Raw genomic sequence first — 24,325 nt, 5'->3', positions numbered from 1 at the left:
TCGCGCAGGCACCGACATGCCTGATCTGGATGTTCAAACTTACCTAGAACTCGATGAGACATATGATGCCCGCTTCCTGCAGCGATTGGTGGCTACGGCTCGCGCGAGAAGTTCGGTTCAAACGTGGGCAGCCCGAATGGCCCCACCTTCTTTGATAATTGCCCGCAATCTGGAAATGCTGTCGTTGGCTGTTCGATTGCGCCGGTTTTGGTGCAACCAACCACCGATTGTTTACGAATGCCTCGACATCCACCGTTTGATGCTGCGTCAGGATGCAGTTGGTTGGGCCATGCGTGGCGCTGAGCGGCGCTGGCGACGTCAGGCGTCGCTCCTGCTCACCAGTTCTCCTGCTTTTTGCGCAACTATTTCGACATTTACGGCGGTCCCGCGGCCGAGATCGTTGAAAACAAGGTACTTTGGGACGGCACAGGCTCGCGGCCAAAATCCTGCTCTTGTTCCAAATCCTGAGCAAGGTCCGCTGCGCATCGGCTGGTTCGGAGCGCTACGCTGTGCCCGTTCGCTCAAGGCGCTCGGCCAATTATCGGATGCAATGGACGGTGGCATCGAAGTGGTATTGCGCGGTCGACCGGCCGTCACCGAATTCGACGACTTCCATCGCGAGGTCGACGCCAGATCGTATATGCGATTTGAGGGTGGCTATCGCAATCCTGATGATCTGGTGGCGATCTACCAAGGGGTGCACCTGGTCTGGGCCATCGACTTTTTCGAGGCCGGTCAAAACTCAATGTGGCTTTTACCCAATCGACTTTACGAAGGGTGTCTGCATGGTGCGATCCCGGTGGCATTGGCCGGCACGGAGACGGCGGCATTCATCGAGCGACTCGGCATTGGCATCGTCCTTCCCGACATCGAACCGCAGACCTTGCGCACCGTGCTTGGCGACCTGGCTCAAGAGCGGCTCGCCAAATTGGCTGGAGCGGTCCAAACGCTCCAGCCCAGTCATTTTGCCGTCGCTGCCGACGAATGCCGGACCCTCGTTGAAAAACTTGCCGAACTTGTCGTCCCAACTCACCCAATGACGGATGCAGCATGAGCCCCACCTGTTTAATTGTCGTCCCCACGCTAAATGAGGCAAGCCATGTCGGGCCGTTGCTGGAGCATTTGCTGGTTGAAGCGTTGGCGATGGATGCCCAAGTCGTCGTCGCCGATGGCGGCAGCGCCGATGGTACGCAAGCGATAGCGGCCGAAATCGCGACCCATAATTTGCGCTTGTCATTGATTCATAATCCCAAACGGATCCAGAGCGCAGCAATGAATCTGGCTGTGAACCAATTCGGCGCAGACACCGATTTTGTGATCCGCATCGATGCCCATGGCAAATACCCCGCCGATTATTGCCGCGTGCTGGTCACCCAAGCCGAGTTGCTCGATATGGATAGCATTGTGGTTCCAATGACGACTGTGGGTCAGGGTACCTTTCAACGAGCCGTAGCGACGGCCCAGAATTCTCTCGTGGGAACGGGCGGTTCCGCGCATCGCACTGGCAAAATCGCCCAACAGGTTGACCACGGACACCACGCACTGATGCGCATTTCGGCTTTTCTTGCAGTCGGGGGATATGATGAGAGTTTCCGGTTCAACGAGGATGCCGAACTCGATTTTCGACTCGGCGAAGCTGGTTACCGCGTTTGGTTGACAGACGGGACAGGCATGACTTATTTCCCGCGCTCTACGGCATCGGGTCTGTTCCGGCAGTACTTCGGCTATGGCGGCGGCCGCGCCCGCAATATTCTCAAGCACCGCATGAAGCCGCGACTACGCCAGATGATGCCGCTCGCAATTCTGCCGGCTGTGTTGTTGGCGGGGCTGTCCATTGTTCATTGGAGTTTCCTCATTCCAATGGTTGCGTGGAGCCTAGCCTGCCTTGGACTTGGTGCCGTTGCAGCACAACAGCACGCCAAGGACTACGGATTGCCAATGATGCAGGCCCCGCTGGTAGGCGTCGCGGCGATGATTATGCATTTCGCCTGGTCCTCAGGCTTCTGGATGCATCTCGCGCGCACGGCGACCTCCCGAAACGGTCTGGCCTAGGAGGTTTCAATGGTATCTGTCGACATCTGCATTTGTACCTTTCGTCGACCGTTTCTGGCCGAGACCTTGCGCTCGCTTGCCGCGCTGAAAATTGATCAGGTCAAATTGCGTGTTGTCATTGCAGACAATGATACTGTGCCTTCTGCGCAGGATCTTGTTGCTACGACGCGAGCGGACTTTCCCTGGCCGATAATTTATGTCCATGCTCCTGCGGCTAATATCTGCATTGCCCGCAATGCCTGCCTTGACGCGGCGGACGCCGATTATGTCGCCTTCATTGACGATGATGAAACCGTGTCGCCAAAATGGTTGTCCGCACTGCTGGCTGAGGGCCGTGAGACCGGTGCAGATGCCGTCTTGGGGCCAGTTCGTGCCGTCTACGACCCTGCAACGCCGGACTGGATGGTTAAGGGCGACTTTCATTCAACACTGCCCGTAATCGTCAATGGCGCGATCCGCACCGGCTATACCTGCAATGTCCTGATCCGACGTGCGGGGCCGTTCGTGGCACTGCGCTTCGACTTGGCGTTTGGACAGTCGGGCGGCGAGGACACTGACTATTTCCACCGGCTCAACGCTCTGGGCGGCACAATCGTGCAGGCACCTGACGCGCTGGTCTATGAGCCGGTACCGGCAAATCGCGCCGGGCTGCCTTGGCTTATTCGTCGGCGCCTGCGTATGGGACAGACCCACGGCAAGCTGCTGGGCGGTGCGCGCCTGCCGGCCATTGCAGTTGCAATCTCCAAAGCGAGCCTATTGTTTGGCCATGACCGGTATGACCGCATTTTCGCCCATTGCCTGGCGCAAGAACCTACTGCGCGCCACGCTTCATCTGGGCGCAGTTAGCGGCATTTTGGGTATGCCGCAAGCCGCACACTATGGCGATCCTGCCGCGCGCTAACCCCGCAAATCAAACTGCTCCATCCGACGCCGCGGAGGCGAATCATGCTTGAACGAAGCCAGTACCCAGAATCGATGGCGCCGCAACAATCGGACATCAAATCCATCGATCTCGACCGTATTTTTTCGCTATTACGCCGACAGGTCCGCGTCATCTCGCTGTGCTTGGCCATCGCCGTGACGCTGGGTATATTGTATTTGACATTGGCGCCGCGCAACTACGTCTCCGCCGGCCAAATCCTGATCGACAAGAATCTGGAGCAGGTGGTCGATGGCACTTCGGTGCCGGTAAGTGGCGTCGAGCTGGAATCCCAAGTACTCAACCAGATTGAAGTGCTGCGGTCGAGCCGGATTGCCACTGCGGTGGCAAAGGCAGAAAATTTGACAACCGACGTCGAATTTTTGAACCCACCCGTGTCGTTCACCGGGCGATTGAAGGGACTGTTTTTTGGCCCTTTTTCGACGCTGATGGGGCAGGGACAGCCTGGGACTGCGGCGCCACCACAGGCAACTCTTGATCAGGTCGTCGGCATGTTGCGCTCCAATGTCCAGGTTGATCGGATGGGGCGTAGGCTCCATCATTCGGGTAAGCTATGAGGCCTCATCGCCCGAACTCGCTCAAAGACTGGCACGCGCCTATGCCAGTGCCGTTGTTCAGGACCAGTTGAATGCCGACGTCGAAGCGACCAAGGCCGCCGCAGATTGGTTGCAGCAGCGATTGACTGAGATTGGCGAAAGCCAGCGCCAGGCCAACCAGGCGATCCAGCAATTTCGCCAGGATAGCGGAATTTCTGTCGATCAGGACCGTAACTTAAGCAATAATCGGGTCGAGGCGCTGTCAAGCAAACTTGCTGAGGCCCAGGCTGCCTCAGCGCGTATCCGCGCCCTGTCGAACCAGCTTCAGGCGGTGATCGCCGCCGGGCCTGAAGCCGCCGCGCAAAATGTAGCTCTGCTAGCAGGTTCGGAAAGTGCCAATACCGAAATATCCACGCTGCGCACCCAACACGCCATTTTGGTTAGCCGCATTGCGCAGGTGACGAACACCTATGGATCGGACCATCCACAGTTGGTCGCGCTCAACGCCGAGATGTCGGCGCTAAACAGTCAGATTTTCGCACAATTGCAAGGCCTCAATGAGCAATATCTGACGGAGGCTCAACATCGCCCAGCAGCAAGAAGTCGGATTGCGGCGCGACATCGACAATGAGGGTAGGGCCGCCGACGACGTCAATCAATCGCAGGTAAAACTGAGCGAATTGCAGCAGCGCTCAACGGCACTGGGCATCCTCTACAATTCGTTCCTCGGCCGCTATGAGGAATCGATTCAACGGCAATCGTTTCCAATCCCTGCAGTGAGGGTGATCACCGAAGCCCTCTTTCCAGACGGTCCTTCCAAACCCCGCACAATGGTAGTGTTAGCTGGGGCGTTGCTGGCGGGCCTGCTTATGGGACTGGCGTTCAGTGCGTTCAACGAGATGCGCGAACGAGCATTTCGGACCGGTGCCCAGGTCAACAACGAGCTCGGACTTCGTTTTCTGGGCTATCTACCACTTTTGAATCTCGGACGATCAAAGCGTGATCATAACCAACACTCAACCGTTGTTCATCGCTTCTTGCGAAACCAGATTGCGGGGCGGGCAGGGCATTTCCCGAGCGCGCCGCTTCTTGAAACACTAAAGTCGTGCAAGCTGGCACTACGCTCGACGCGCAAGGATGGCGGGCACGTCGTGGGGGTGGTGTCTGTACTCCCCGACGAAGGTAAATCAACGTTCGCGGTGTCGTTCGCGGAAATGTTTGTTACCGGTGGCAGTAAAGTCTTACTAGTTGACGCGGATCTGCGCCAACCCGGCACCACGCAGGCTCATCGGCAGCGAGTCTGATTTGGGACTGATGGATCTGGCTGACGGTAAAAGCTGGCGGGAAGTAGCGGAGACCAGTGCCGATACCGGGTTGGTCACAGTGCCCGCCAATACCTCGGGCGTCGTCGGTCGCACCAATGACTTTTTATCCTCACCCGAGATGCAGGCATTTCTGATCGAAGCACGCCGCGAGTTTGACTATGTTGTAATCGACCTGCCGCCGTTAGGCCCGGTAGTCGATGCGATGTCCGTACTGCCGTGGACAGATGGATTTATCCTTGTGGCCGAATGGGGCAAGACGCCGCGCAGGCTGGTCCGCGCCCTGCTTGACCGGGAGCCCGAGTTGGTGGACGGCGTTCTGGGCGTCGTGCTCAACAAGGTCGATTTCAAGAAGGCTCCCTCGCTACAGTGATGTTGGGAGCGTGGAGCGTTTCGTGGACGTCTACCAGAGCCTACTACCAAGTCGAAAATACCGCTGAACCTGTCGCGCGCTGATCGCGACGCCGACAAAAAAAGACGCGACTGGGTTGGAACCGTCGCGCCATCTAATAGGTTACGACGCTTCTATTCAGCGGCCGTGGTGAAGCCCGCTGACAAGACTGTATCAAGTTCCAACTTGGCCAACGCGACCAGAAAATCATCCGCTATGTCATTGCGACCCAGCGCATAGGCCACATTGGCGGTGAGAAAGCCAATTTTGGAGCCGCAGTCGAAGGATTGTCCCTCGTATTTGACCCCGCGGAAAGGCTGTCGCTGCATCAGCGTCTGCATCGCATCGGTCAACTGGATTTCGCCTCCCGCGCCGATGGTTTGGTCGGCCAGCAGATCAAAAATCTCTGGTTGCAATATATATCGCCCGGAAATGATCAGGTTGGACGGCGCTGCGTCGGGCTTGGGCTTTTCCACCATTCCCTCCAGGCGAAAATTCTGGTCAGGCCTGAACCGCGTGCAACCACCCCGTATGACGAGACTTCGGGCATCGGCACCTCTTCAACCGCGATCAAATTGCCGCCAGTTTCCTCGTAGGTATCCATCATTTGTGCCAGAACGCCCCGTCTGCAGTTGAAAGGCATGTCGGGCAGTAGCAGCGCAAATGGCTCGCTCCCTACAATCTGGCGGGCGCACCAGACTGCGTGACCCAGCCCTAGTGGCTCCTGTTGTCGGGTGAAGCTGGTTCGCCCGGCAGAAGGTAAATCCCGGCGCAATTCTGAAAGCGCTGCGGATTTGCCGCGAGTTTCCAAGGTAGTTTCAAGCTCGAACTGGCGATCAAAGTGATCCTCGATCACCCCCTTATTACGTCCTGTGACGAAGACGAAATGTTCGATACCGGCGTCCCGGGCCTCGTCGACTGCGTATTGGATGAGCGGGCGATCCACCACCGTCAGCATCTCTTTGGGCATTGCCTTCGTTGCCGGTAACAATCTGGTCCCCAGACCGGCGACGGGAAAGACACCTGTTCTGACGCGCTTAACCACGGCAAACTCCTGATTGAGCATTTGGAAAACAGTTGAAGGGCACCATAACGCACCGCGCAAGTCCATCTAAAATTATCGACGGTCACGCATAGCAATGATGCATCAAATGAATAGTTTAAATTCGCCTAGTTTGGCACAAATTCGCCGCAAATGGACACTTTTTAGCCACATATTCACAAATGTATTGTGAAGTACTAGTTCTAAACTCGACCAAGCGGTAATATCTCGTTTCGAGATTTATGGAATATTATAAAGTAGATTCTATTATTTCCTGAATCCGTTCTTCAAGATACAAAAAAGAGTGATGCGTGATCTATTGTGTCTCGCCCGAGCGCACTGTATTGACCGACTGATGAGCAATGTACCGACGCGATTGAAACTTTGAAGCACTGTGTAAGGCAGTTTAGCCCCAAACCGGGGAATCGTGGCGATTGAGCCTATCTCTGGGCGCGGGACGAAGTCTCGGGCGTCAGCGCCGGCCTCACATTGCGTTAAGGTATTTGAACGAGAGTGCGCCCACAGCGCTGAGCGAGGCAGAAGCCTCAAAAAGGGAGCAGAAATGCGGAAAGACGGGCGAGACGAGCCGGTCGTCGAAGAGACGAGCCAACCGTTGCCCATCAAACGTCCAGCCTTCAAATGGCCATGGGGCGTGATCGCTTTTTTGATTCTCGCGCTCGGCTGGGTAGGGGTCTACCTGCTTTGGAATGGCGTCGCTTATTTGTTCCACCTATAGTTTGGTAATCCCGACAGTATTTCCAAAACGCCCATCAGAACTACAAAGCGTATGCACCAAGCAAATCTTATCATAGGTCAGTTTAGCGGCGACTTTCCCCTGAACTATGCAACGCATTCTGTCGGGTTGTCAGTGACCGCAGATAGCTGAAATTTGGCCTTTTTTAGGGCATCTCCGTACATTACAGCTATGCGTGCTGAGGGTTGATTCATGCGCGCAATCATGGTCCCTTTGCTGTGGCGCGGGTCGAATAATATCGCACTTCGCCTTGCGGAAAAATCGGAACGAAGCGGTCGAGTAGATCGTTTGTGGGCGTAATTCTTGGATGAATGCGCCCCGACGAGAGATTTGAAAAATATGCGATGTCTGAACTCAAAAGGTTCTGCAAAGTATGTTTTCGTGTCGAGAGTGAATAATCTAAAAAGGCGACATCAAGGTCCCCGGAAACTCAATATAGTGAGATACCTACATGCCGATCCTAAATGCCGAACTTGATATATCGCGCAGGGTTTCCAAGGCACAAGCGCCCAAAGGGGGAGCGTCCAAACGGGCATTCGATGTGCTTATTGCATCGACGATGCTGCTGTTTGCCCTACCCGCCATGTTCTTCATTGCCGTCATAATGTTCTCGACCGATCGAGGTCCGATATTTTTTGGGCACGAGCGGATTGGCCACAACGGCAAGCGGTTCCGGTGTTTGAAATTCCGATCGATGATCACTGACTCGCAACGCGCCCTGGCTCGGCACCTTGAACTGTTCCCGAAGGCCCGAGCCGAATGGAACGCGACGCAAAAATTGCGGGATGACCCTCGAATTACCCCGATTGGCCGCTTTTTGCGCATCACCAGTCTTGATGAACTTCCCCAGCTGATCAACGTCATTCGTGGCGATATGAGCCTCGTCGGGCCTCGCCCAATCGTGCAGGACGAAGTTGAGCGTTACGCGTCCGCAATCGAAGCCTACGCTGCTACCAGGCCCGGCATAACGGGCCTGTGGCAAATAAGCGGTCGGAGCGAGGTGGGATACGATCAGCGCGTTCAACTCGATAGCCAGTATGTGCGCGACTGGACCTTAGCGGGCGATCTGGTCATTTTACTCAAGACAGTCAAAGTGGTGGTCCAACGGACCGGTAGTCGCTGAATTTTTGAGGAGGGACTAACATGGCATCCATGCTTTCCTGGCGTCCCAAGGTTTTTCGGACCCGTAACCCAGACCGCGACGCCAACACCGATATGGACCGCATGATGACGGTTCGGCGCGCGATCGAGGACGCAATCGTTAGCGCGCGGCGTGAACGGCAGGGATTACAACAGCGGTTGGATGTCTCCTACGCCCAAGCGAGCAATTTACTCGACAATTCAGGCGACTACGGTGCCCGGAGCAGCGAAGACGAGCAGTCGATCCTTGATGCCGAAGCCAACGCAGCAGCGGCAAAAAGGCGGATCGGTCAGATTGACCTCCAGATCAACGGATTGAGTGAAGTGCTTTCCGAATTCGATGGCGTCCTGAGCAGAACGTCCGCCTAGCGACTCCAGAGCCGACAAACGAAGTGGTGACAATGTGTGCTCAAACCGCCCCGATGCGGGACGATCGTCTGCGCCGCTGATCAGCGTGGTGATGGCCAATTATCAGGCCGGCGCAAAGATTGTTCCGGCAATTGAATCAGTGCTGCGCCAAACCATCGGCAAGCTCGAGCTCATCGTGTGCGATGACGCGTCGACTGACAACAGCGTTGGGCTGGTTGAGCGGTTTGTGCAATCTGACACCCGCGTACGATTGATCCGAGCCAAGGCCAATAGCGGTCCGGCACGCTGCCGCAATCGCGGATTTGAAGCGGCGCGCGGACGCTGGATCGCGATTGTCGATTCTGACGACATTATCCATCATGAGCGCCTTGAGCGGTTGGTGGCGGCCGCAAATCAACATGGTGCCGCCATAGTCGCTGATGATCTACTGCACTTTTACGAGGATGGTTCTCCGGCAACACTGCTGTTGGATCGCCAGCGCACCTGCCTATTTGAGGTTGAGCCGGAACAATGGATCCGATCAGGCTTTGATGGAACAGCGCCTTTGGGGTACTTGAAACCTCTCATTCGCGCCGATGTCCTAGGCGATTTTCGCTATGACGAAAGCCTGCGCATCGGGGAAGACTACGATCTAGTGCTGCGCCTGTTGCTGGGCGGCACGAAGATGATCGTGGTGCCAGAACCGTTCTATTTGTATCGTCGCCACCGTGGTTCGATTTCGCATCGGCTTTCTCCTGCTGATCTGGAGGCAATGATCAGCAGCCAGAACGCCATGGTTGACCGGCTGAGTGATTTGCCGTGGCCGCTGGTGATAGCGTTCGCAGTCCGCCACGCCAAACTGAAGCAAAGTTTGCAATTTGAGCATCTGGTCCAGGCAATCAAGGGGCGAAAGCCTGTGCAGGCTCTATCCCTTATGCTGGCTGCCCCGCCTTTAGTCGGGTTGTTGTTGCGCTCCTTTGTGGAGGGAAGGCTCCCCAAGAACACAGCGGGGTACCAGCCAATTCACGACCCACTGGCACTGAAACCAGACGATGTGCCCGCCTATCATCCTATCCAAACGGCAAACTGGGCTGAACCGCGTCCACGCCAGGCATGGGTCGACCTAGCCAATGTTGGTCGAGGTCGTCCCATCGTCGTTGTTTGCACGGGGCGGGCCGCTCACTATGCGGCTGGCTTTATTCCATTGGCCTGCGTCCAGGCATCAGACAGTTCGACCAATGCATTGGCACCGGTGACATGAATGCGCGTCCAGCCACCATCGGGAACCGTTTCACGGTCGATTTGGCTGCCATCATGGTATTTCTGGCTTTGTCGGCGTTGGTTCTCAATGCAATGCTGGGTTCACTCGCCGCATTGGTGTTCATCGCGTGCGGCGGCATGTTGGCCGTCACCAATATTCGCCAAACTATGGACAGCGTCATTCGTTGGTGGATTGTCCTGCTGCTGCCCGTCTATTGCCTGCTCACGGCCCTTTGGTCGCAATATCCTGACAACACGCTGAGATATGGCCTGCAATTGTCCTTCACGTTGGTGGTTGCCGTGGTCATGACGGGGCGACTGTCCACGACAATGCTGATGCGTGTCCTGTTTGTTGTTTATGCCATCGGTGTCGTCGTGAGCATCCTGATCGGCAATAATGGGGGCTCGGCCTGGCTCGGCATCTTTGGCAGTAAAAATGCTTTTGCCGCCCACATTGCAGTGTTCGTGCTAATCGCAGTTGCCATCGTTTCCGACCGCAATGGGCATTTTCTGCTTCGGCTGGCAGCGCTCGGCGGCGTGCTGATTTCGGGGCCGCTGCTCATACTGGCGCAATCGGCTGGCGCGATCATGATGGTGGTGCCCTGTCTGGCGATCATCGTTCTGGTTCTGCTGACCGCTCGCTTGAGCCTTTATCAGAAGGCTCTTTTTTGCAGCACTGATCGGGATTGCGCTGGCGGCACTGGCGCTGCTGGTTGTCACGGCAGGAGATACCCTGCTGGCCGATGTTCTGGAGGAGTCAGGCAAAGACCCTACGCTGACGGGTCGCACCGAACTTTGGGCAACCGGGCTGAGCTTTATTGCTGAACGCCCCCTGCAGGGGTTGGGCTATCGTGCCTTCTGGGTCAGCGGTTTCGCGCCGGCCGAAGAGTTGTGGGCCATGTTCCTAGTCCCCTCTGGCGCCGGGTTCAATTTCCACAATACCTATATTTCCAACGCCGTAGAGATTGGCCTGATCGGCCTTTCGCTGCAAATGATGATCATCTATGGCGGCGGATTGATGATCGCGACTTATGCATTACTGCGACCCAACGCGCCTAATGCCATGCTTTTGAGCCTGCAGGTATTGATGATCCTGCGCAGCTTCATTGAGGTCGAGGTCTTTTTCGAATTTTCCATCCGCTCGATCCTAGCCGTCTGCACCTTCATCTATGCGGCCCAAGGCCTGCTGGCGGTCCGCGCTCAGGCGCAAATGGTTGCTAGTGCTAATCGCGCGTCCGCGCACATGAAAGGACTGATCGATGCGTGAACTTGCAGCCGGACTGGTCCACATCCGAACCCCTACCTATAGACGCCCGACCGCCCTGCGGCGGGCATTGGATTCGATGATCGCGCAGACCTGGCAGAACTGGGTTTGCGACGTCTATGATGATGATCCCGATCAGGCCGGTCGGACGGTGTGCGAAGCAATCAACGACCCCCGTGTTCATTACAACCACAATGTACCGCAGCGTTTTGCCTCTCGGAACATTGACGGGTGTTTCACTGCCGAAAATCCCCGCCACGCCGACTATTTCTGCGTTGTGGAGGACGATAATTTTCTATTGCCATCGTTCTGCGCTAAGAACATTTCACTGTGCCGCGGGCAGGGGGTGGAGATTGTTCTGCGTAATCAATCGGTTGAACAGGCCAGTGGAACCGATCAGGCCCAGCTGAGCGAAAGCGGTGTGCTCGATGAACTTTTCGTGGAGGCCCGTTATGAGCCCGACCAGTTCCGCCTCTCCTTGATGGTGGGCATCGGCGTTTCCAATGGCGGATTGTTTTGGTCAAATGACGCGCGCAGTCAGCTGGAAATTCAATATGCGTGCACAGCGACTCTGCAGGAATATTTGCGTACTTTTTCGATTGTTGATCCAGTGTATGTGGCGATGACCCCATTGGCCGTTTGGGCCGAGAACGCAGAACAGACGACGCGCAACGCTGAACTGAGTTCGTCCTATCTACGACGTGAACTCGACCTCAAACGCTCTATTCAGGCGTTGCAGCGGCAAGTGTGGCACGCGGCGACTCCTGCTCAGCGTGCCGGCTTCATGACCAATCCCCTATTTGCAGCTGTGCCCCAGGCGCGGGCCCGCGGCATGGCCAAGGCAATGCTCGCCCATCCAAATTCAAGTCAATTGCCACTTCGCGATGACTGGGGTTTGCGCGGGCGCGGTCTGGCTATTCGCCTATTTGGCCGTATTACCCCCGAGTTCACCAGTTTTGTGCAGGAGCGTGGTAGTGCGTCACCCACGCCCTGAATATTCGGCATCGGAAAGAGGACGACCAGATTTTGATCGGTTCAGCAATGGCGGTAAGTGACGTCACCGCGGGCCCTGATCTAGATCATGTCAAAACCGGTCGCGCCGCCGCTGCGATGCGCGGTACTTTGTGGTCGATGCTGTCCAGCTTTGCACCCGCCGCGTTTGGCATGGTGGTATTCATGGCCAGTTCGCGCGTGTTGGGTCCAGCCGAGTTTGGCATCGTTGCGTTTGCTGCAAGCATTGCGACTTTCGGCATGGCGGTGGCACCAGCGGGTTTTCGGGATGCAATAATTCAACGCGCAACCATTACGCACCGCCATCTAGATGCGGTGTTTTGGCTTTGCATTGTATCGGCACTGCTGGTCTACGGTGTCATTGTTGCGGTGGCAGGGCCTATTGCCAAAAGCTTTGGCGAACCCCAACTGGGGCTACTCATCCCGTTCATTGGATTGCGGGTTATTTTTGACATGGTGGCCGCTGTGCCCAATGGCCTGCTGGTACGTGCCATGTCGTTCAGGAAAATCGCCATTCGCACGGGTATTGCTTCGCTCGTGGCGGCTGTTGGTTGTCTGACGCTGCTCTGGTTCGGCTTCGGGCTCTGGGCGCTGGCATTCTCGCAATTGGCGACGTCGATTGTCACCTGTGCCGGAGCCTTGATTGCGGCGCGCTGGCGACCAGGGTTGAACTTTGATCTCAAGGCACTCAGGCAATTGCGGGCCTTTGGGCTGTTTTCGACCGGCAACCATTTCATTAGCACTGTCAGTATCGACCAGCTTTTGATTGGCGTTCTGCTGGGGCCTGCAGGCTTGGGCATTTATGGCTTTGCGCGGCGCATCTTTCAAATTTTGACTGACCTTATCACTGGAGCGCTGAACCTCGTCTCCTATTCGCTGCTCTCGTCCATGCAACAGGAGCTAGGCAAGCTACGGGAGGCCTATCTGTTCGGCACCTTCGCGTCTTCGATCGTCGCTTTTCCGGCATTTTCCGGACTGGCGCTGGTCGCCCAAGATCTGATCCCTTTTGCTTTCGGGCCCCAGTGGGTCGATGCCGTGCCTGTGGTTCAGGCCTTTTGTGCCCTCGGTTTGCTGACAGCAGTTGGCGTATTGCAGTCGTCGCTGATCAAGAGCCAGGGGCAGGCCGATCTTTGGTTTTATTACCTGGTCGCCAAGCAATCGATGACGGTGCTCTACGTCTTTCTGTTTGCCGGTTGGGGTGTCAGCGCCCTGACCAACGCACTGGTGATCCAGAACTTCGTCATGTGGTTGCCCAGCGTCTATATGGTCGTTCGCATCTTGCGACTGTCGCCCTGGGCCTATCTCAACAGTTTTGCATTACCCGTATTTGCGACGCTTGTAATGATCGGGGTCGGTTGGCTGGTTCAAACCGAGCTAACAGGTGCCGCCCCGCTGGTCAGGCTGGGCGTGACCGTTGGCACATGTGCCCTGGTCTATGCGGCGACAGTGCTACTGCTCGGTCGCCACAAACTGCTCGAGATCAAGGCGACGTTGCGCCGCCGGTAACGCGCTAGGTGACCGAGGCGCGGCTGTGAACGAACCGGGCGACGGCTGCCTGCGCCCGCTCGGTGGCTTCTTCAATCTTGCTGTCCGCGCTCAATTGCGGGTCAAGCTTTGCCATCGCCTGCAGATGCTGCGCTGCACCATGCGTCAGAACACTATTCGGCAATTTGGCGAGTGGAGACTGGGTGAACCTGCCCACCTTGCCGCGGCTGCCCCCGCGCCCCGTCCGTGCGATGTAATACTCAAGCACGCTGGTAGGCTTGAGCAGGTTCATGCGCAAATCGATGTCGAGTGCGCCGGCCCAGTCCAGCCATTTCATGTGGTGACCGCCATATATCGGCTTGGCCGCGATCCAAGGCGTGCGAAGCGCGTCTGCGACAATGGCGCCATGCATGGCTTCGGTAATCAGAAGCTTTGCACTCCGCAGCTGGCTCAAGATATTGTCGACCGGATCTGTTGCGTCGATCAGTGTGATCCCGGCCATCTGGCAGGCTTCCGCCCAGTTGCCTCGCTCAAGGCTTTCATAATGCGGCATGAATGCGACACCAACGTCAGCCACGGCCTCTGGTAATTCCATCGCCCGCAACAGAACCGCGCTGTCGCAGATCGCGAGGTCAGGCGAAATCTTCAGCTTGCTGGCCGTTTGCGGACCGCGCACAAATCGAATGTCCCAGGTGCCGTCATGCACATCGGGCAATCCCATGTAGCCTGCATAGCCCGATCCCATGACGAACTTGCGCGCCTTGGTATCCATCTGAGTGCCAATGATTGAGCCTATGCCGACAAAGAGCCTCGCTCTCGTCCTCGTCAAGAAACCCCTTGGGCAATAAGGAGGGCCAGACATGCAGATTTAATTCGTCGCCAAAATTGGGGACTATGCCCCGGAAAAACACCAGTTTCATCGCCAGGGCCTCTTGTTGTCTTGCTGAAAGATTGCGAGCGTCGCGGTCATTGCTGCTTGCACAGTACCGATTGGGCGAATGCACAGGTTTCGCCTTGCGCCGTGAAGGCGACCCAATCGATCGCCATGGCGAGCGTTTTGGTCGGCGGTTCCATCTCGCCCATCCAGTCGGTGAGTGTGTCGGAACCCCAGATGCTAAAAAACACACGTTGCGGGTGGGTCGGTATGGTGGCCGGGTCGGTCATGGTACGCAACAGAACCCCGTTGACATAATAGCGGATATGATTGGGCTCCCAGGTTACCGCATAGTCTATGAAATCGCTGTCGGCGCTGTAGGGCAGGGTGTGTTGCTGGCCGCTACCAACCTTGCCGTCGCCACTTTTGCCGTCAACGAACGTGGTGGTTTCAACGATCGAGGTGTCCTTGAGCAGGATTTCGAAGTCGATCTCGTCATGCGGCTTGTCTTGCTGGGGCCCGATATAGGTAAAGAACGCGGCATTGAGACCCGATCCAGTCGGTGTTTTGAACCGCGCCTCATATGTGCCGTAGCCGTAGGCCTGCCTGCTTTGGATTTCGCCGCAGCTATATTGGCGGTCACCCTCCGGTTCGGGGGCAAAACCTACATTAAGCAGCCCATCTGCCGCCCAGACCATGCCGGTTGACCAAATACAGTTTTGATGGTCGCCATTTGCCCAGCCGTCTGAAACGTACCAACGCCCCGTATCAAGCGTTTTGAATTCGTCCAGAAAACTGGCGCTCTGGGCCATAGCGGTGCTTGGCAGTAGGGCCAGGCCCACCAGAAGCGAGACAATCGCCCAAGATATTCTGTGCGTCGTGTCGGTCATGAAAGCGCCTTTAGGCTGATCGATTGAAACTGCGTGGAAATTGCGTCATGGCGACAGCGCAAGTCGGGCGACGATGACATCGCCGGGCCGCACATCGGTGTTCATGTCAGCCGCAATTTCCGCCCCGTCGCGAATGATGGCATAGCTGGAAGTGGGCTGGGTGCGGCCGGACGTGATTTCTACGCCTGAATAGAGCGCTACTTCCTGCAACAATGCCTGCTGATTGGCTATCTTGAGCGCGAGTGCTGCGATCTGCCCGTCGACTGTTTGCCGCTCCAGCGACAGATCCGATATCCGCGCATCGCTTAATTCCGAGCGCTGGCGCTCAGGCTCCGCCGATATCCTTGCGTGCCTGCAGACGTGAAGTATCGATATCGAGCAGGCGCCCCTCAAGGTCCGACACGTTGGTTTGTAGGCTGCTGACGCGGGAGGAAAGGGCGAGGCCATTGTCCGAGAGTTGGGTGATCTTGGCCAACTGATCGCGCGCCTGTTCAAGTTGACGCTCAGTGGCAGTCCGTTTCTGTTCAAATGTATTGATTTCCTGTGTCAGCACCGTCACTTCTTCGTCGAGCGAAACTGTTTGCGCCACCATCTGGCGCTGGCGGGCCAGCAATATGGCCTCTTCCGCTGCAAGTAAGGGTTGTATGGTCTCTTTGTCGGTCAGTTGCGGCGGCAGGGTGATGCTCTTGGCTCCCGCAAGTTCAGCATCCAAACGGGCCCGTCGCACCAGAAGCCGCAAATGCTCGTCCTTGAAAACCTCAAGTGTGCCTGCCGTTGTCAGCAATTCCCGTTCAGGCCGACCACCGTCACCCGAGGAAAGCTTATCTCCGCCAGCCAGACTCAGCGCCTTGATCACCGTCATTCCGGGGGCGAATGGATATTCTCCCGGCGTGTTAACGTCGCCGCTGATGTAAATCGGGCCATAAGCGGCGACTTCGATGGTGACATCGGGGCTGTTGGTAGTCCCAGCTCTTGCTGCAACGCGACTGACAGGGTGGTCGCCAACTCAGTTGCACTTTTGCCCGCGCCTTGTTCTGCGCCTACGAAGGGGAACGAGGCATTGCCATCCGCCCCGATAACATAGTCGCCGCTCAGTGCGGTTTGTTCGATGAACTTGGATTCACCGGCCTGCCATTCAACGACCTTTACGGTGATCTTGTCGGAAATCGACAGCAGATACGGTTCACCGGCGACGGAACCGCCTAATAGCAACAACGTCAGACCGATCCAGCCCGCATGGACAACTGCCCGTCGCGTTCTTATGCGGTCGCCTAGCATGGGCTCGTCCTCACATCTCAACTCAGGTGAGGATGGTTGACCCAGATAATGCCCTCAATGGGGCGAGATGCGAGAATCCGCTGTGGTGTGGCTTGAGGACGGTACCTACTAAGCCTCTGAGTACATTCCAGTAATTGCGCAAGCCGTTAGTGTTGCGCGCGCAGCTCAAGGCAGACATGCAAACAGCGTGACCAATTGGAAGCAGCAGCGGAGAGAATTTCGACCGGCTATGTGCGTCGGATGAAGCAATGGACCTGTAACGGGTTTGCGCCGGTCACCTGAGCGTTTTAAGCCTGCAACAGGAGACCGAGGAGATTATCAAGCATTCAGAATAGTCCGTGACGTTCTACAAATGGAGTCAGAATGTGCTCTGAACCCGCGCATATAATCGGCACTGATCAATGGTCCTACACCGCCAGCCGGTAGGTGGACAGCACCTTGCCAATCGATGCGAGGACAAGCGAACGTGGATCGGATGACTTTTGACTTGCCCGAACTACATCATAGACGCGGCCGCAATACTGGCTGATCATGGTTTCGTCGACGGCGCCGCCGACCGAGAGCAGGTCCGCGACGGCAGTTTGAGCGTCGGCTTCATCCCAATAATAGCGAATACGGTCGCTATAGCTGTAGTGCCGCGCGAGCCGCAACTGAGTTTCGGAGCCGGCATAGTGACCCTGCCAATAGGCGGGCCGGGCCAGCATTAGCCGTTCCATGGTCGCCCATAGCATCGGTGCCTCGGGCGTTGTTATCTGGCGGATTACATCCAGCCCGTAGAGCGCTTCGCGCATTGCAAAGGTCAGCCAGGGACCAACTTTGAGTATGCCAAAGCCGTCAGAGACCAGGTCGGACAGCCCCTGGGGCCGCTGGTAATCGGTCGAATGGGCTTCAAACAGCAGCCCGGGAAACTCATCCAGAACAGCGGGCAGCGCGGCTGCCGCAGCGCGGTCGTAAAAATGCACGCTTGAGCTGCCGAACTCGACGCCAGGCTGGACCACAACGCCAATGATGCGCGCGGTGGCCGTTGCGACACCATGGCGGCTAAAAGCATCTTGATGCAGCCCGATAGTTTCGCGCACGGCCTCAGGCGTGGTAATGGCCAGGCTGGTTTCCACCTCGATCGCGCCACCGGGCGGTGGCACCTCGGTGCCGACAACATAATAGGGGGTGGTGCCTAGACGGGCGGCGGCCTGTTCGGCTATCGCGCAGAGCCTGGCCCGCGCGCTCCGCAATCAATGCGTCAGTCAACTGTGCTGGATCATCTGCGCAGCGCATGCTGCAATCGAGGTGGATTTTCTCAAATCCCGCCGCCACATACGCGGCCACCATCACGCCGGCGCGCGCCATCGCTGTCGCCGCTGGCAGACGGGTCCACGGATTGGGGCCGAGATGATCGCCACCCAGAACGATTCGGTCGTGCGGCAGGCCGATAAGATCCGCCAGTGCCCGCACACGGGCGCTGAAATCATCTGGCCGCATGCCGGTATATCCACCATCCTGATTGACCTGGTTGCAAGTTGCCTCGATCAGCGCAACGCTGCCACTGTCGCGAGCCTCGGTCAATGCGGCCTCAAGCACCAGCGGATGGGCGGAGCACACCGAGACCAGTCCAACGGGCCGTCCAGCGTCACGGGACTTGCGCAGTGCCAACAGCGGATGGGGCGACAGCCTGCTCATCCCTAGGCAACCTTGACCACTTTGGTCAGGTGGCGTGGGGCGGCGCTATCGAGTTGGCGGAGCACTGCCAGCCGTTCGCCCAGCATCTGCAACGCGGGTAGGCTAACAAGCCCCCGTACCGCCGCAGGAGCGACATTGGGGATCTCAACGTCGCCTGGCCCGCCGATGGCCATAACCAGCGCGCCTAGCGCTCGAACGTCGTCAGTCAATTTGGCCTCAGCGGCGACATCGTCGGCGCCGTACAGCATGACAATAGCCATGGTGTCGTCGGCCAGGCTGATCGGGCCATGCCGATATTCGAGCGGGTGGAATACCTGAGTCACCGTGCAACTCATTTCCTGGGACTTGAGGGCGCCTTCTGCGGCAATACCATAAAGCGCGCCGCCGCCAAGAAACACCAGATGTCGCCGCTGGCCGATATCGTCAAGGTTCACCGCAAGCATGGCATCCAACGTGGCCGTCGCCATGTCGGCAAGCGCTGGCAAGTCCAGTTCGACCCCCGCAAATTGCAGCCCAAGCAATAGCATCAAGCTGGCGGAGGCGGTCATTACGATACCTTCGTCCGGGTGCGTCTCGGCCATCAGCACGGCGTCGGCCAGACCCGCCAGCGCACTGGCGGGCTCACAGGTAAGCCCGATGACCTTGGAACCGCGCGCTTGGCTAGCCCGAGCCGCCTCCACAGTTTCGGTGGATTCTCCGCTGCGAGACACTGCAATCACGGTCACGGGGCCGACAGCATAATTGTGCGGACGGATCGTCCACTCATGGCCCGGTGCCGCGATTGCGTCGATGTGCTGGGCGTTTAGCTGGGCGGCAATCGTCTGGGCGAGATAAAACGAAGTGCCACAGCCTACTACCACATAGCGAGTGCCCGGCTCAGCGCGGACGCCTTGATCGGCAAGGCCCCGCCACTGGGCGAACTGCTCAACGATGCTGCGTTTGGTGGCGTTCATGTTCATGATCCCGTATTTGAAAATTGCGTTGTCGGCACTGAGTGCTGCCGCGTCTGTGCACCCAGTTGCTGACCCAATTGTGCGAGCCAATGCGTGTCGATGGACCAATCGGCCAGTTTTGAGGCCCGCCAGAGCGCACCGCCGCAGGGCGGCAGGGCTGGCGTGACCATCGGCCCCAGTTGCCGCTCCAGACCGGAACGGATCAAGGGACTGGCGCTGAGCCCGCCCAGCATGCTCCAGGCACCTTCTGTTCCAAAACCACCGCTCCGGCGTCCGGCGTGCACATGGGCACTCAGATGTACAACCGCGGCATCGATCAGGGACCTGGCGACCGGATCGTTGTCCTCGGCAATAGCAATAGTAGTGGCGGCGAGCGCCGCGATTTGTGAACGGGGATGGTGCAGCGCGCCGATCCACTCAAAAATGGCCGCAAGACGATCTTCCGGTGCACCCGCGAAGCGCCACGGAAGATCGTCGACAAGGCGGGTCGCCTGTCCACGTCCGTCAAGGGCGCGCGTTGCAAGGCTGAGCGCCTCGCGTCCAATCCAGTAGGCGCTGCCCTCGTCGCCGAACAACTCGCCCCAGCCGCCAGTGCGTGTGAGCGTTCCTGCACCTGAGCGCGAAACCGCCATTGATCCGGTCCCCGCGATCAGCAATACGCCGCCAGCGCCCAGAAAGGCCGCGTCGTGGGCGACATATACGTCATTGTCGATCACGGTGGGGATGCCGACCAGTAAGGTTTTCAAGGCATCCTCGACGCGGCGGTCAAGCACCGGGTTTTCCCGATAGCCGCCGATCGCTACGACTGCCTGCACAATGTCGGATCGGAACGGCTCAGTTGAGGCCAATAGCGTTTCGAGCGCCTCAAGCCAGTGGGGATTGTCGGCCAAATTGGTGCCCCCGACACGGCCATAATGCACCACCAAACCGGTGCGGTCGACCAGATTGAGTTGAGTCTTGCTGCCACCGCCATCAATGCCCAGAATGAGGGGTGTCATGGGTCCGCGCCGCCCGAACCGCCGGTAACGATCAACTCGACGCCAGTGTTCCTGATTTCCTGACACCAGCGAGTTGGTAGCGTATCGTCGGTGATCGCATGGGTCAGATTTGAAAATTTGCCCACTACATAGGTGGCGCTGCGGCCGAACTTGCTGCCGTCGGCCAGAACTATGCGCTGACGCGAGCGCGCCAGCATGCGGGCATTCAAGCTGGCCTCGGCAAGATCCTTGGTGAAAATGGTCGGATCCTCGCTGATGGCACCGGCACCAATGAACAACTGGTCGAACTGCATGCGGTCCAATTGTGCTTCGGCGTGCGGACCGACCAGCGACGCATTTTCTGGGCGCAGTTCGCCACCCACCAGCAAGACTTTCACTCCCGTCACGCCCATCAGATCCTGCGCTACCGGCAGGCCATTGGTCACAGCGGTCAGCGGCATCGGATTAAGGCGTAACCGGCGGGCCAATTGCAGGACCGTCGTGCCGGCGTCCAAAAATATTGCTGAATGTGGTTGGATCAACTCGAATGCGGCGTCGGCGATGGCGCGTTTGGCGGCGATGTTGGCGTTTTCCCGTTGGATGAAGCCAAGCTCTATGCCCGTTCCTTCCGCCAGGCGTGCACCTCCATGCACGCGCTCGATCAGTCCACCCTTTTCCAGAACCATCAAGTCGCGGCGCAGTGTGGCAACGGAGGCGCCGACGGCCTCGCACAACTCCGTAATAGTACTTGCGCCATTGATATAGAGGTGCTGTCGGACCGCTTCCAGTCGACCAATTTTCATCCCGTTTCCCCAGCAACATCAGCGATCCGACAATAACGGTAACCGCGAGGCATCGTCAATCAAGATTATGACCGTACATGATCGTATCGTGGCATATGTAACTGGTATCGACGAAATCAGCTGCGTTAAATCATAAAAGTTCAAAAAAATAGCGTTATGTGATTGACGTTGTGGTGTCGGGCGACATAACTTCAGGCAAGGCGGGCCCTGTCTCGCTGCAGGAGGGGCAATGCGGATCGACTTCTCACCAGTGCTGGCACGATTGGACTATCTGCTGTCCGGGCTTAGCCTGACAGTGATGGTGTCTCTCGCCGCAATTGTGCTGAGTTTTGCCATCGGCGTGCTGGTCGCGACCAGTCGAATTTCCCGCTATCGCACTGTTCGGATTTTGGCGGCGGGCTATATAGATCTCTTCCGCAATACGCCTTTTTTGGTTCAGCTGTTTTTCCTGTATTTCGGCCTGCCCGAAATCGGCATTCCTACCGAACCGGTGACAACGGGCATTCTGGCGCTTAGCCTCACCGCTGCCGCCGGTAATGCCGAGATCGTGCGTTCAGGTATTGAGACGGTGCCGCGCGGTGTCGTCGAGGCGGGCCGGTCATACGGACTTTCGGCGCTCCAGGTCTATCGCTACGTGATCTTGCCAATTGCGCTTCGTGTCGCTTGGCGCCCGCTCGGCAACGCGTTCGTAAATCTGGTACTCACCACCTCGATCCTGTCCACCATCACGGTCAACGACCTGACGGGGAACGCCAACAATATCTCCTCGGAAACCTTCAAGCCGTTCGAGGTTTATCTGGTGGTATTGGTGATCTATTGCGCCGTCACATTCACGGTTTCAGCGGTGGTAAACGCTGTCTACGCGCTGTTTTTCGCTCGCATGGCGGAGCGGCCGGTCATTCGGGGGCAGGCGGCATAATGTACGAGATGTATCAAAACGTCGATTTTACGCTGGCCGACCTCGATCTGCTCTGGCGCGGGTTACAATGGACGCTGCTGGTGTGGAGCGCCTCGATGGTGCTCGGCATCGGGCTCGGGTTCGTGCTCGGATTGGTCGCCCATGCGCGTGTGCCAGTGCTGTCGCAACTGGTGACGGTGTTTGTCGAAACATTTCGCAATTCGCCACTTCTGGTACAGTTGTTTCTGGTGTTTTACGGCCTGCCGCTTGTGACGCCCTTTTCGCCGGGTCCCGCAGAGGCGGCCATTTTTACCGTCGCTATTAACACCGCCGCCTTTACCGTCGTTAACCTGGTGGCTGCGCTTGACGCCCTGCCGCGGGGTCAGTGGCAGGCGGCAGGGGCATTTGGACTGAGCTACGGCCAGACCATGCGCTATATCGTGTTGCCGCAAGCCATTCGTACAGCGCTGCCGCCGACCATGAACCTTGCGGTTAGCCAGTTGCAGACAACGTCGCTGGTCTCGATCATAGGCGTGGCCGATTTAACCCGTGTTGGCACCATGCTCTATACGCGCACTCTCAAGCCATTCCTGATCTGGCCGGCTATCGGGCTGATCTATTTCATTCTCGCCAAAATCCTGTCGGTCCTTGCCGCCAGGGTCGAACGGCGCCTGCAGACCAAGAACAGCTGGTTTCAGGCCGCAGCGTAGGGACATTCGATGATAGAGCCTCTCCAATGTCGATAAGCACTACGGTTCGCTGCAGGTGCTCAGCAACGTTTCCATGCACTTCGCCGATGGCGAGGTAACCGCTATTCTTGGGCCGAGCGGGGCCGGAAAATCGACCCTAATCCGCTGCATCAATTGCCTCGAAGCGATTTCGGGCGGCGATATTGTGGTCAATGGCAAATCGGTGCGCGAAAAGCGGGCTATGCTCGATATTCAGAAACAAACCTCTATGGTGTTTCAGCACTTCAACCTCTACCCTCACCTGACAGCGTTGCAGAATATCACGCTCGCACCGATCAAGGTATTGCGGAAAAACAAGGCCGACGTCGAGGCGCAGGCTCGTGGTCTGCTCGATATGGTGGGACTGGCCAGCAAGGGCGATCGTCATCCTGCCGAACTGTCCGGCGGTGAACAGCAAAGGGTTGGAATCTGCCGGGCGTTGGCGATGAACCCGCAGCATCTGCTGCTCGATGAGGTCACATCCGCGATTGATCCAGAGATGACAGCCGAAGTGCTGCGCGTCATCGAGGAATTGGCTGGCACCGGGACCACCCTGATCCTGGTAACCCACGAAATCGAGTTTGCCCGTCGCATCGCCGACAAAGTGGCATTTATGGAGGGCGGCAAACTGGTCGCCCATAGCGACGCTGAAACGTTTTTCAACCACCAGAGCGAAGAGCGCATCAGCCGCTTCGTCGATAAGATGAAACACTGAGATGATCGTGTTAACCAACCATGAAGGCGGTGTCGGTATTGACACCACAGCGCGCGACCTGGCGGCGGGAGTTGGCGCACTTGACGCAGTTGAGGCCGGGGTCCGGATGGTCGAAGACGACCCCTCCATTCGCAGCGTCGGCTATAATTCCTGGCCAAATATTCTAGGACAGGTCGAACTGGATGCCGCCGTCATGGATGGTGCGACGTTACGCTCTGGTGCTATCGGCGGACTTATCGGCTTCAAGAATCCGGTGTCGGTGGCACGCGCGGTCATGGAGCGTCTGCCGCACGAAATTCTGGTAGGTGTCGGGGCAGCAAGGTTCGCTAGCGAAATCGGGGCAGAAACGGCTGAAAACCTCTCCGAGGCTAGCCGTGACACGTGGCAACGTGGTCTCAAAGAGTGGCTGTCGCCCAGAGAGCGTCAAGCATTTCCCGACATTGCCTTGACCGCGCTGTGCCAACGGGCCACCGATCCGGAATATCAGAAGGACACAACCGTGTTCCTCGCCATCGATGGTGCTGGTGATATGGCGAGCGCTGTCAGCACCTCAGGCTGGGCCTGGAAGTATCCTGGACGCCTTGGCGACAGCCCGATCATCGGCGCGGGAAGCTATGCCGACGGCGCCTATGGCGCCTGCGCCTGCACTCATACCGGCGAAATGACCATCCGCGCCGCCACCTCTCGTTCGGTAGTGCTCTATCTCAAAATGGGGCTGACGCTGGAAGATGCATTGTATGAGGCCGGTCGCGACTTGAAACGCCTGCGTGGCGGCCTGCTGCGGGGGGTAGCCATTCACGCGATCGATGCCAAAGGCGCGCATCGGGTCGCCTCGTTCGGTGAGGCAAAAGGGGTCGAATACTGGGTTTGGGAGGATGGCATGACACACCCCGAGAGGCGTGTGGCCATACATCTGGATGTCTAGGAAATCGCCAGCCTGACGCTGCGATGGAACGCAACCGCACCGGTTTGGTGCACTTAGGAGGA

At 57.6% G+C, this 24,325-nt stretch carries 26 protein-coding genes and 2 pseudogenes; 18 read left to right on the top strand and 10 right to left on the bottom strand.

Annotation, left to right across the window (positions count from 1 at the left end):
- Nucleotides 1-400 precede the first annotated feature (400 nt).
- The 7 genes from PSQ19_RS05500 to PSQ19_RS05470 all read left to right on the top strand — a co-directional run bounded on the left by PSQ19_RS05500 (nucleotide 401) and on the right by PSQ19_RS05470 (nucleotide 5,223).
- Entirely contained in the window at nucleotides 401-1,054 is a 654-nt protein-coding gene (locus tag PSQ19_RS05500) for a hypothetical protein (RefSeq protein WP_282219937.1), read from the top strand.
- Nucleotides 1,051-2,052 carry a glycosyltransferase family 2 protein gene (locus PSQ19_RS05495; protein ID WP_282219936.1) on the top strand — a complete coding sequence of 334 codons (1,002 nt, stop codon included), beginning with the start codon at nucleotides 1,051-1,053 and terminating at the stop codon, nucleotides 2,050-2,052. Before PSQ19_RS05500 ends, PSQ19_RS05495 begins: the two co-directional genes overlap by 4 nt.
- A 9-nt stretch (nucleotides 2,053-2,061) precedes the next feature.
- Nucleotides 2,062-2,898: a glycosyltransferase gene (locus tag PSQ19_RS05490; RefSeq protein ID WP_328517738.1), complete on the top strand. Its 837-nt coding sequence runs from the start codon at nucleotides 2,062-2,064 to the stop codon at nucleotides 2,896-2,898.
- Nucleotides 2,899-2,997: 99 nt separating this feature from the next.
- Entirely contained in the window at nucleotides 2,998-3,549 is a 552-nt protein-coding gene (locus PSQ19_RS05485; RefSeq protein WP_282219935.1) for a Wzz/FepE/Etk N-terminal domain-containing protein, read from the top strand.
- A complete protein-coding gene (locus PSQ19_RS05480) occupies nucleotides 3,497-4,159 on the top strand; it encodes a GumC domain-containing protein (RefSeq protein ID WP_282219934.1) in 663 nt (220 codons plus the stop codon). Before PSQ19_RS05485 ends, PSQ19_RS05480 begins: the two co-directional genes overlap by 53 nt.
- Nucleotides 4,137-4,832: a GNVR domain-containing protein gene (locus tag PSQ19_RS05475; RefSeq protein WP_282219933.1), complete on the top strand. Its 696-nt coding sequence runs from the start codon at nucleotides 4,137-4,139 to the stop codon at nucleotides 4,830-4,832. The genes PSQ19_RS05480 and PSQ19_RS05475 overlap by 23 nt, the downstream gene beginning before the upstream one ends.
- A 10-nt stretch (nucleotides 4,833-4,842) precedes the next feature.
- Nucleotides 4,843-5,223, top strand: coding sequence for a hypothetical protein (locus PSQ19_RS05470; protein ID WP_282219932.1), 381 nt, complete (start codon nucleotides 4,843-4,845; stop codon nucleotides 5,221-5,223).
- A 152-nt stretch (nucleotides 5,224-5,375) separates the two neighbouring features.
- Here the strand turns inward: PSQ19_RS05470 and galU are convergent.
- Nucleotides 5,376-6,307 (bottom strand): annotated as a pseudogene (galU, locus tag PSQ19_RS05465) (UTP--glucose-1-phosphate uridylyltransferase GalU).
- Nucleotides 6,308-7,488: 1,181 nt separating this feature from the next.
- Here galU and PSQ19_RS05460 point away from each other — a divergent pair.
- From PSQ19_RS05460 to PSQ19_RS05430, 7 genes are read left to right on the top strand one after another with little or no spacing between them, the layout of a single operon-like run.
- Entirely contained in the window at nucleotides 7,489-8,160 is a 672-nt protein-coding gene (locus PSQ19_RS05460) for a sugar transferase (protein WP_282219931.1), read from the top strand.
- Nucleotides 8,161-8,180: 20 nt separating this feature from the next.
- Entirely contained in the window at nucleotides 8,181-8,546 is a 366-nt protein-coding gene (locus PSQ19_RS05455) for a hypothetical protein (RefSeq protein ID WP_282219930.1), read from the top strand.
- A 34-nt stretch (nucleotides 8,547-8,580) separates the two neighbouring features.
- Nucleotides 8,581-9,786, top strand: a complete 1,206-nt coding sequence (locus tag PSQ19_RS05450) for a glycosyltransferase family 2 protein (protein WP_282219929.1) — start codon at nucleotides 8,581-8,583, stop codon at nucleotides 9,784-9,786.
- Complete coding sequence (locus PSQ19_RS05445) at nucleotides 9,783-10,610, top strand: hypothetical protein (protein WP_282219928.1); 828 nt, start codon at nucleotides 9,783-9,785, stop codon at nucleotides 10,608-10,610. Before PSQ19_RS05450 ends, PSQ19_RS05445 begins: the two co-directional genes overlap by 4 nt.
- Nucleotides 10,492-11,052: an O-antigen ligase family protein gene (locus tag PSQ19_RS05440; RefSeq protein ID WP_328517761.1), complete on the top strand. Its 561-nt coding sequence runs from the start codon at nucleotides 10,492-10,494 to the stop codon at nucleotides 11,050-11,052. The genes PSQ19_RS05445 and PSQ19_RS05440 overlap by 119 nt, the downstream gene beginning before the upstream one ends.
- Nucleotides 11,045-12,043 (top strand): glycosyltransferase family 2 protein, encoded by a 999-nt coding sequence (locus PSQ19_RS05435; protein WP_282219927.1) that lies wholly within the window; start codon nucleotides 11,045-11,047, stop codon nucleotides 12,041-12,043. The genes PSQ19_RS05440 and PSQ19_RS05435 overlap by 8 nt, the downstream gene beginning before the upstream one ends.
- Nucleotides 12,044-12,075: 32 nt before the next feature.
- Nucleotides 12,076-13,566: a lipopolysaccharide biosynthesis protein gene (locus PSQ19_RS05430; protein ID WP_282219926.1), complete on the top strand. Its 1,491-nt coding sequence runs from the start codon at nucleotides 12,076-12,078 to the stop codon at nucleotides 13,564-13,566.
- Between the two features lie 4 nt (nucleotides 13,567-13,570).
- Here PSQ19_RS05430 and PSQ19_RS05425 read toward each other — a convergent pair whose 3' ends face one another.
- The 9 genes and pseudogenes from PSQ19_RS05425 to PSQ19_RS05385 all read right to left on the bottom strand — a co-directional run bounded on the left by PSQ19_RS05425 (nucleotide 13,571) and on the right by PSQ19_RS05385 (nucleotide 20,997).
- A complete protein-coding gene (locus tag PSQ19_RS05425) occupies nucleotides 13,571-14,317 on the bottom strand; it encodes a polysaccharide pyruvyl transferase family protein (protein ID WP_282219925.1) in 747 nt (248 codons plus the stop codon).
- Between the two features lie 194 nt (nucleotides 14,318-14,511).
- A complete protein-coding gene (locus tag PSQ19_RS05420) occupies nucleotides 14,512-15,309 on the bottom strand; it encodes a family 16 glycosylhydrolase (RefSeq protein WP_282219924.1) in 798 nt (265 codons plus the stop codon).
- A gap of 45 nt (nucleotides 15,310-15,354) precedes the next feature.
- Entirely contained in the window at nucleotides 15,355-15,519 is a 165-nt protein-coding gene (locus PSQ19_RS05415; protein ID WP_282219923.1) for a hypothetical protein, read from the bottom strand.
- A 115-nt stretch (nucleotides 15,520-15,634) separates the two neighbouring features.
- Nucleotides 15,635-16,219 (bottom strand): hypothetical protein, encoded by a 585-nt coding sequence (locus PSQ19_RS05410; RefSeq protein WP_407649145.1) that lies wholly within the window; start codon nucleotides 16,217-16,219, stop codon nucleotides 15,635-15,637.
- Nucleotides 16,168-16,587 carry a polysaccharide biosynthesis/export family protein gene (locus PSQ19_RS05405; protein ID WP_282219921.1) on the bottom strand — a complete coding sequence of 140 codons (420 nt, stop codon included), beginning with the start codon at nucleotides 16,585-16,587 and terminating at the stop codon, nucleotides 16,168-16,170. The genes PSQ19_RS05410 and PSQ19_RS05405 overlap by 52 nt, the downstream gene beginning before the upstream one ends.
- Nucleotides 16,588-16,994: 407 nt before the next feature.
- A pseudogene (locus PSQ19_RS19725) lies at nucleotides 16,995-18,264 on the bottom strand (class II D-tagatose-bisphosphate aldolase non-catalytic subunit).
- Between the two features lie 2 nt (nucleotides 18,265-18,266).
- The gene (locus PSQ19_RS05395) at nucleotides 18,267-19,217 is read right to left on the bottom strand and encodes an SIS domain-containing protein (RefSeq protein WP_282210273.1); all 951 of its coding nucleotides are present in this window, start codon (nucleotides 19,215-19,217) and stop codon (nucleotides 18,267-18,269) included.
- A gap of 2 nt (nucleotides 19,218-19,219) precedes the next feature.
- Nucleotides 19,220-20,215: an N-acetylglucosamine kinase gene (locus PSQ19_RS05390; RefSeq protein WP_282219920.1), complete on the bottom strand. Its 996-nt coding sequence runs from the start codon at nucleotides 20,213-20,215 to the stop codon at nucleotides 19,220-19,222.
- A complete protein-coding gene (locus PSQ19_RS05385) occupies nucleotides 20,212-20,997 on the bottom strand; it encodes a DeoR/GlpR family DNA-binding transcription regulator (protein ID WP_282219919.1) in 786 nt (261 codons plus the stop codon). Before PSQ19_RS05385 ends, PSQ19_RS05390 begins: the two co-directional genes overlap by 4 nt.
- Before the next feature lie 229 nt (nucleotides 20,998-21,226).
- Here PSQ19_RS05385 and PSQ19_RS05380 point away from each other — a divergent pair, with 229 nt between their 5' ends.
- From PSQ19_RS05380 to PSQ19_RS05365, 4 genes are read left to right on the top strand one after another with little or no spacing between them, the layout of a single operon-like run.
- Complete coding sequence (locus PSQ19_RS05380; protein WP_282210276.1) at nucleotides 21,227-21,916, top strand: amino acid ABC transporter permease; 690 nt, start codon at nucleotides 21,227-21,229, stop codon at nucleotides 21,914-21,916.
- A complete protein-coding gene (locus tag PSQ19_RS05375) occupies nucleotides 21,916-22,605 on the top strand; it encodes an amino acid ABC transporter permease (protein ID WP_282219918.1) in 690 nt (229 codons plus the stop codon). The genes PSQ19_RS05380 and PSQ19_RS05375 overlap by 1 nt, the downstream gene beginning before the upstream one ends.
- Before the next feature lie 55 nt (nucleotides 22,606-22,660).
- The gene (locus PSQ19_RS05370; RefSeq protein WP_282219917.1) at nucleotides 22,661-23,338 is read left to right on the top strand and encodes an amino acid ABC transporter ATP-binding protein; all 678 of its coding nucleotides are present in this window, start codon (nucleotides 22,661-22,663) and stop codon (nucleotides 23,336-23,338) included.
- Nucleotide 23,339: 1 nt separating this feature from the next.
- Entirely contained in the window at nucleotides 23,340-24,263 is a 924-nt protein-coding gene (locus PSQ19_RS05365; RefSeq protein WP_282219916.1) for a N(4)-(beta-N-acetylglucosaminyl)-L-asparaginase, read from the top strand.
- The last annotated feature ends 62 nt before the right edge of the window (nucleotides 24,264-24,325 follow it).

The sequence above is a fragment of the Devosia algicola genome (assembly GCF_028816455.1).
Taxonomy (GTDB): Bacteria; Pseudomonadota; Alphaproteobacteria; order Rhizobiales; family Devosiaceae; genus Devosia; species Devosia algicola.
This window is presented reverse-complemented; position numbering and strand designations above follow the sequence as displayed.

Excerpts from the sequence above, each read along its gene's own strand:
- PSQ19_RS05445 (WP_282219928.1), top strand. The coding sequence starts at position 9,783 with ATGAATGCGCGTCCAGCCACCATCGGGAACCGTTTCACGGTCGATTTG.
- PSQ19_RS05490 (WP_328517738.1), top strand. The coding sequence starts at position 2,062 with ATGGTATCTGTCGACATCTGCATTTGTACCTTTCGTCGACCGTTTCTG.
- PSQ19_RS05485 (WP_282219935.1), top strand. The coding sequence starts at position 2,998 with ATGCTTGAACGAAGCCAGTACCCAGAATCGATGGCGCCGCAACAATCG.
- PSQ19_RS05455 (WP_282219930.1), top strand. The coding sequence starts at position 8,181 with ATGGCATCCATGCTTTCCTGGCGTCCCAAGGTTTTTCGGACCCGTAAC.
- PSQ19_RS05435 (WP_282219927.1), top strand. The coding sequence starts at position 11,045 with ATGCGTGAACTTGCAGCCGGACTGGTCCACATCCGAACCCCTACCTAT.
- PSQ19_RS05495 (WP_282219936.1), top strand. The coding sequence starts at position 1,051 with ATGAGCCCCACCTGTTTAATTGTCGTCCCCACGCTAAATGAGGCAAGC.
- PSQ19_RS05405 (WP_282219921.1), bottom strand. The coding sequence starts at position 16,587 with ATGCTAGGCGACCGCATAAGAACGCGACGGGCAGTTGTCCATGCGGGC.
- PSQ19_RS05395 (WP_282210273.1), bottom strand. The coding sequence starts at position 19,217 with ATGAACGCCACCAAACGCAGCATCGTTGAGCAGTTCGCCCAGTGGCGG.
- PSQ19_RS05385 (WP_282219919.1), bottom strand. The coding sequence starts at position 20,997 with ATGAAAATTGGTCGACTGGAAGCGGTCCGACAGCACCTCTATATCAAT.
- PSQ19_RS05380 (WP_282210276.1), top strand. The coding sequence starts at position 21,227 with ATGCGGATCGACTTCTCACCAGTGCTGGCACGATTGGACTATCTGCTG.
- PSQ19_RS05375 (WP_282219918.1), top strand. The coding sequence starts at position 21,916 with ATGTACGAGATGTATCAAAACGTCGATTTTACGCTGGCCGACCTCGAT.
- PSQ19_RS05470 (WP_282219932.1), top strand. The coding sequence starts at position 4,843 with ATGGATCTGGCTGACGGTAAAAGCTGGCGGGAAGTAGCGGAGACCAGT.
- PSQ19_RS05420 (WP_282219924.1), bottom strand. The coding sequence starts at position 15,309 with ATGACCGACACGACGCACAGAATATCTTGGGCGATTGTCTCGCTTCTG.
- PSQ19_RS05390 (WP_282219920.1), bottom strand. The coding sequence starts at position 20,215 with ATGACACCCCTCATTCTGGGCATTGATGGCGGTGGCAGCAAGACTCAA.
- PSQ19_RS05425 (WP_282219925.1), bottom strand. The coding sequence starts at position 14,317 with ATGGATACCAAGGCGCGCAAGTTCGTCATGGGATCGGGCTATGCAGGC.
- PSQ19_RS05460 (WP_282219931.1), top strand. The coding sequence starts at position 7,489 with ATGCCGATCCTAAATGCCGAACTTGATATATCGCGCAGGGTTTCCAAG.
- PSQ19_RS05480 (WP_282219934.1), top strand. The coding sequence starts at position 3,497 with ATGTCCAGGTTGATCGGATGGGGCGTAGGCTCCATCATTCGGGTAAGC.
- PSQ19_RS05365 (WP_282219916.1), top strand. The coding sequence starts at position 23,340 with ATGATCGTGTTAACCAACCATGAAGGCGGTGTCGGTATTGACACCACA.